Genomic DNA, 5,287 nt, shown 5'->3' with positions numbered 1-5,287 from the left:
CAGTGGAAAATATTTTAGAAACAGAATACGGAAAGCTTATTCCTCAATACAATGATGACAGTGAGAGGAGAAAACTGAAACCTTCATTATCTTTTTATAAAAACGGAACCATGAAGAAAGTTTACTTACAGGGAAAAACCAATATAGAAACAGAGGCTGGTATAATTTCTGCTGAGTTTATTATGTTTTATGATGATGGTAGTGTAAAGAAAATCTTTCCTTTAGACGGAAAACTTACTGGATTTTGGACAGAACAGCATGAGTATGAGTTGGCTGAAAAACTGAAATTGAAAACTCCCGTGGGGATTATAGAAAGTAAAATAATAAATATAAGTTTCTATAAGAGTGGGAAAGTAAAAGGTATAACTCTGTGGCCCAAGGAGAGGATAGTAATAAAAACACCTATAGGCATGACAGGAGTAAGAACGGGAATAACCTTCTACGAAAGTGGAGAGATTAAATCCTTTGAGCCTGCTAAAATGACTGAGGTAGATACGCCTATAGGGACTCTGATGGCCTATGATATGTCACCACTAGGGATACACGGGGATAATAATTCTCTGGCATTTTATGAAGATGGGACTATAAAATCTGTTTCAACATCTACAGATGAAATCCTGATTCATGGTAAAGGGGAAGAACATACTTATTCTCCTATGGAAACAATAAGTATGTGTAGTGATGATAAAAAAGATCTTTTGTCTATGAAGGTGGAATTTGAAGATGGTAAGATTTATCTGGACAATAAAAGAGTAAAATTCAAGATGAATGAATTTACTTTTGAGATTAATAATTATGTGGTGGATAAAGATAAGATGTGCAGTTCTTGCTGTTAAAACTTGGTAAAGTCAATTAACTATATTCCTGGAAATGTGAGGTGTTTTTTATGGAAGGTTTTTACATATTAGATACAACTTTAAGAGACGGTGAGCAGACTCCGGGAGTGAACTTTACTGTGGAGGAAAAGCTGGAGATAGCTGCTATGCTTGACAAAGCCGGAGTAAAGGTTATAGAAGTAGGAACCCCAGCTATGGGACAAGAAGAGATTGAAGTGATAAAAAAAATCAAAAATCTGGATTTAAAATGTGAACTAATTACTTGGAATAGATTATCAAAGTCAGATATAGACAGCTCTATAAAAACTGGAATAAAAAATATTCATATAGGGGTACCTGTATCTGATATACATATATATAATAAGCTGAAGAAAAGCAGAGAGTGGATTATAGAAACCCTCAAAGAACTGGTGAGTTATGCCACTAATAAGGGATGTAAAGTTTCTGTGGGAGCTGAAGATGCTTCCAGGGCAGATCTGGATTTTCTTATTGAATTTTACAAAACAGCAGAGTCACTTGGGGTTTACAGAGTCAGATATGCTGACACTGTGGGGGCTTTAGATCCCTTTGCAGTATATGAAAATATCAAGAAAATAAGAACTGAGATAAGTATAGATATAGATTTTCACGGCCATAATGATTTTGGGATGGCCACGGCCAATGCTCTGGCAGCCTGCAGGGCGGGAGCAAAATATATAAGTGCGACAGTAAACGGTATAGGGGAGAGAGCCGGTAATACTTCTCTTGAAGAGATCGTAGCCTCTCTAAAGTATATAGGAAAATATAAAACTGATTTTGACATGAAGCAGATTCCTGTTCTTTCAAAATATGTGGAAAAGGCTTCTGGAATAAAACTTTCAAAAAATAAACCCCTTGTAGGGGAAGCTGTATTTTCACATGAGTCCGGGATACATGTAGACGGACTTTTGAAGGACAGGAGGACTTATGAATTTATAGATCCCACAGAGATAGGGCGTGAATCAGAGTTTGTCCTAGGAAAAACTTCTGGAAAAGCTTCTGTGAGGAACGCCATGGAAAAACTAGGTATGAAGCTAGATGATGATAAAATCTCACAAATACTTGAAAAAGTTAGAAAGGGAGAATCACTGGAGAAAAAAAAAGAGCCCCTAAAAAAACTTAAGTATAGAGTAGTTGGAATCTTCTCAGGTGAAATAAAGTTACCCTTTATTTTTCCCTGAAAAGATTTAAATCCGTATTACTTTCATTTTTTAAAGATGGGAGTGCTGCGGATTTTTTCAATTATTCAATTAACTTATTTTTATTATTTATATAGGGAATGTGAAGAATGATATAAAGGCAGATATTGAAAAAATATAGTTATTAAATAAATGAGGTGATCATGTGGGGAAGTTAGTTTATAAATGTTTGGAACCTTTTAAATTTAATTTTCAGGGACTAGAGTGTGATCTAGAGATTGATATAAGCGGATGCTATGAAGACGGCAGTAAAAAAGTCCTTATAAAAAAAAGAAAAGATGAAGTGAGATGTTTTCCTTTTGCCACCATCTCGCAGTATGCACCGGGAACCCAGTTAGAAGAGGATGAGTTTGTACTCTACCACTGGGAAATGTATGATGAACTTGTAAGGTATCTTTTGGAAAAAACAAATTATTTTGAAAATACTCATAAAGTAGTAGAAACTGAACTAGGAGTCAGTCCTGTTTTGAGAATCAGGTAAAACATAAAATAGAGTCAGATAAATTTTTTATACGGAGGTTGATGGTATGTATAATGTTAAAATATCAGAAAAAAATTATGATCTGGCTGATTTTTATGAGGTCAGTAAGATATTGAAAAAATTTGAGGGTCCAAGGGAGGTTTTTCCAGTTTATTTTTCGGAAAAACTAAAAGAGTTTTACGAGTCTGCTTATCTAGCTAAAGATGATGAAACTTTAGAGAAAGATATCTATAAAACGCAGCTTTTAATCAATGACTGCTTTGATTATCTTTTTTCAGGTGAGGGAGATTTTGAAAAATATTTTGATGAAAAAGCTAAGATAAAATTCAAGGAGAGTTTAAACTCGCTCAGAAAGCATAAGACCAAGATAAATGTATGCTATGAGCCCCAGGTAGTGGCTCAAAAATTGGAGTCAGAAGATGATTTAGATCTTTTTTACTACTATTCTTTTACCTTATGTTATCTCAATGAATACTTAATTCAGTTATTTTCAATATTTAAGGATAGATTTCAAGGGGGAAGTTTTAGTAAAATTGAGGTAAAGTCTTTGAATGATTATCTTATGAATATTTTTACTGTGGAGTTTGAAAAGGCTTTTGTTGAATTTGAAAAAGGGATTTTTAAATCTGACCTAGAGGGGGAGCTTAAATGAAATTGAAGGAATTTATGGAAGAGATGAAGGCATCTAAGAACAGGTACATAAACATCTATTTTTTGAGCTCTAGGACCGAGAAAAAGGGAGTGTTAAAAAATACAACTGGAAATTTAGAAGATGAAGGAGAAAAATTTATAGATATTTCCATCAAGGAGATAAAGAGTGACGAAGAGATGCTAAAGGAATATAAATGCGGGGGATGCGGTAAGGGAAAAAAAGATGGTAGTAGTAAAGAGAAGGAGAGGGTGATAATTTCTCTGAAGGATCTAGATGATGCAACAACCATTGAAAAAAGCAAAAAAATGAAGTCTGATCTCTATAAGATAGTTATGAATGATGAAGAGATTGGAATAGTTATTTATGATTAATTTTAAACACGGGAATAAAAAAACAGTTCCAGATTTACAATGAAATGGCATCATGATACAATAATTTAAATCTATCTTTTTTATTTAGTAAAGGGAGATGTGTTTTTATGAAAAAGACTTTTAAATTTCTTATTGTAGCTTTATTTTCAATTTTACTATTTGCATGCGGAACTGGTGCAGATAATACAGAGGCAAAAAAAGAGATCACAGTTTCTGCAGCAGCAAGTCTGACAGAGATTATGGATGAGTTGACGCCTATATTTGAGGGAAAATATAATACAACATTAACTGTAAATTTAGCTTCTTCAGGTACCCTTCAGAGACAGATAGAAGAGGGAGCACCTGTGGATGTTTTTATATCTGCCAGCGGTAAAAAAATGGATATACTTATGGAAAAAGAACTTTTAGATGTGGAAACCAGGTATGATCTACTGAAAAACAACTTGGTTCTTATTACTAACAAAGAGAGCAGCGATAAGGTAAAATCGCTGAAAGATCTAAGTAAAAGTGATGTCAAGGTGAGTATAGGGGAACCGGGATCTGTTCCTGCAGGCAGGTATGCCAAGGAGAGTCTTGAATATTACGGATACTATGAGGGTATAGAGGGAAAGCTGATATATGCTAAAAATGTAAAACAGGTACTTTCCTATGTGGAATCTGGAGAAGTGGATGCAGGGATGGTGTATGGTTCAGATGCAGTTAACTTGAAAAACAGTGTCATTGCCCAGAAGATAGATGCAGAATCCCACTCTCCCATTGTTTATCCAGGGGCTGTAATCAAAGCCAGCGAGAATAAGGAATCGGCAAAAGAGTTTATAGAATTTTTTAAATCTAACGAAATAAAAGAACTTGCAAAAAAATATGGGTTTGAAATTTAGTCAGGTGGTGTATTAGATATGATAGTGACCCCTATATTGATATCGTTAAAAGTTGCATTTGTTTCTACATTATTTACTATGAGTATAGGGGTGCTTCTGGCCTGGATATTTACGAAACATCCTTTTAAGGGGAAAGATTTTTTCGAGGGGCTTATAATACTTCCCATGGTCTTGCCTCCTTCTGTAACTGGATATGCTCTTCTTATGCTATTTGGGAAAAACGGATTATTGGGAGAACTTATTTATAAGATCTTTGGGACTAGTCTTATCTTTACCTGGAAGGCAGCCTGTGTGGCATCCTTTGTGGTGTCCCTTCCTCTCATGTACCAAAGCTGCAAGGCGGCATTTATAAACATCGATTCTAATCTGGAAAAGGCAGCCAGGACTCTGGGGGCAGATGAGAAACGTATCTTTTGGAAGATAGGTATCCCTATGGCAGCACCGGGAATAATAAGCGGTACAATACTTTCCTTTACAAGGGCCTTGGGGGAATTTGGAGCTACCCTCATGGTGGCGGGAAATATCCCTGGGAAAACCCAAACCATACCTATAGCGATATATTTTGCAGTTGATAGTGGAGACAGAAGAACTGCCAATATATTAGTTGGAATAGTAGTTATTTTTAGTTTCTTGGTTATTTACGGGCTTAATATATGGAATAGGAAGAAAAACAGATATTGAGGTGATGGATATGCTGAGGGTTAAATTATTTAAAGAGATGTATAATTCAAATTTAGACATAGACTTCGCTGTAGATAAAGAGGTCCTTGCTATACAGGGAGCCTCTGGAGCTGGGAAAAGCACCTTGTTAGAATGTATATCCGGGCTTCAGGTTCCTGATAGAGGTGAGAT

Annotated in this window: 8 protein-coding genes; all 8 read left to right on the top strand. The window is 35.4% G+C overall.

Annotated features, from left to right (window positions below; genetic code table 11):
- Window positions 1–836: hypothetical protein (locus ABZA26_RS06885; RefSeq protein WP_372713783.1), on the top strand; the 836-nt coding region annotated here is incomplete at its 5' end.
- 50 nt (window positions 837–886) lie between these two features.
- Entirely contained in the window at window positions 887–2,035 is a 1,149-nt protein-coding gene (nifV, locus tag ABZA26_RS06880) for a homocitrate synthase (RefSeq protein ID WP_372713782.1), read from the top strand.
- 187 nt (window positions 2,036–2,222) lie between these two features.
- Window positions 2,223–2,534: a hypothetical protein gene (locus ABZA26_RS06875; protein ID WP_372713781.1), complete on the top strand. Its 312-nt coding sequence runs from the start codon at window positions 2,223–2,225 to the stop codon at window positions 2,532–2,534.
- 46 nt (window positions 2,535–2,580) lie between these two features.
- Window positions 2,581–3,186, top strand: coding sequence for a hypothetical protein (locus ABZA26_RS06870; protein WP_372713780.1), 606 nt, complete (start codon window positions 2,581–2,583; stop codon window positions 3,184–3,186).
- The gene (locus tag ABZA26_RS06865; protein WP_372713779.1) at window positions 3,183–3,557 is read left to right on the top strand and encodes a hypothetical protein; all 375 of its coding nucleotides are present in this window, start codon (window positions 3,183–3,185) and stop codon (window positions 3,555–3,557) included. Before ABZA26_RS06870 ends, ABZA26_RS06865 begins: the two co-directional genes overlap by 4 nt.
- 107 nt (window positions 3,558–3,664) lie before the next feature.
- On the top strand, window positions 3,665–4,435 hold the full coding sequence (modA, locus tag ABZA26_RS06860) for a molybdate ABC transporter substrate-binding protein (protein ID WP_372713778.1): 771 nt from the start codon (window positions 3,665–3,667) through the stop codon (window positions 4,433–4,435).
- An 18-nt stretch (window positions 4,436–4,453) separates the two neighbouring features.
- Window positions 4,454–5,116: a molybdate ABC transporter permease subunit gene (modB, locus tag ABZA26_RS06855; protein ID WP_372713777.1), complete on the top strand. Its 663-nt coding sequence runs from the start codon at window positions 4,454–4,456 to the stop codon at window positions 5,114–5,116.
- 4 nt (window positions 5,117–5,120) lie between these two features.
- Window positions 5,121–5,287 (top strand): ATP-binding cassette domain-containing protein (locus ABZA26_RS06850; protein ID WP_372713784.1); only part of this gene is annotated, 167 nt, incomplete at its 3' end.

The sequence above is a fragment of the Ilyobacter sp. genome (genome assembly GCF_041583315.1).
Lineage (GTDB): Bacteria > Fusobacteriota > Fusobacteriia > Fusobacteriales > Fusobacteriaceae > Ilyobacter.
This window is presented reverse-complemented; position numbering and strand designations above follow the sequence as displayed.

What these genes read in the sequence shown, in the direction of transcription:
- nifV (WP_372713782.1), top strand. Translation starts at nt 887, where the DNA reads ATGGAAGGTTTTTACATATTAGATACAACTTTAAGAGACGGTGAGCAG.
- ABZA26_RS06870 (WP_372713780.1), top strand. Translation starts at nt 2,581, where the DNA reads ATGTATAATGTTAAAATATCAGAAAAAAATTATGATCTGGCTGATTTT.
- ABZA26_RS06865 (WP_372713779.1), top strand. Translation starts at nt 3,183, where the DNA reads ATGAAATTGAAGGAATTTATGGAAGAGATGAAGGCATCTAAGAACAGG.
- modA (WP_372713778.1), top strand. Translation starts at nt 3,665, where the DNA reads ATGAAAAAGACTTTTAAATTTCTTATTGTAGCTTTATTTTCAATTTTA.
- modB (WP_372713777.1), top strand. Translation starts at nt 4,454, where the DNA reads ATGATAGTGACCCCTATATTGATATCGTTAAAAGTTGCATTTGTTTCT.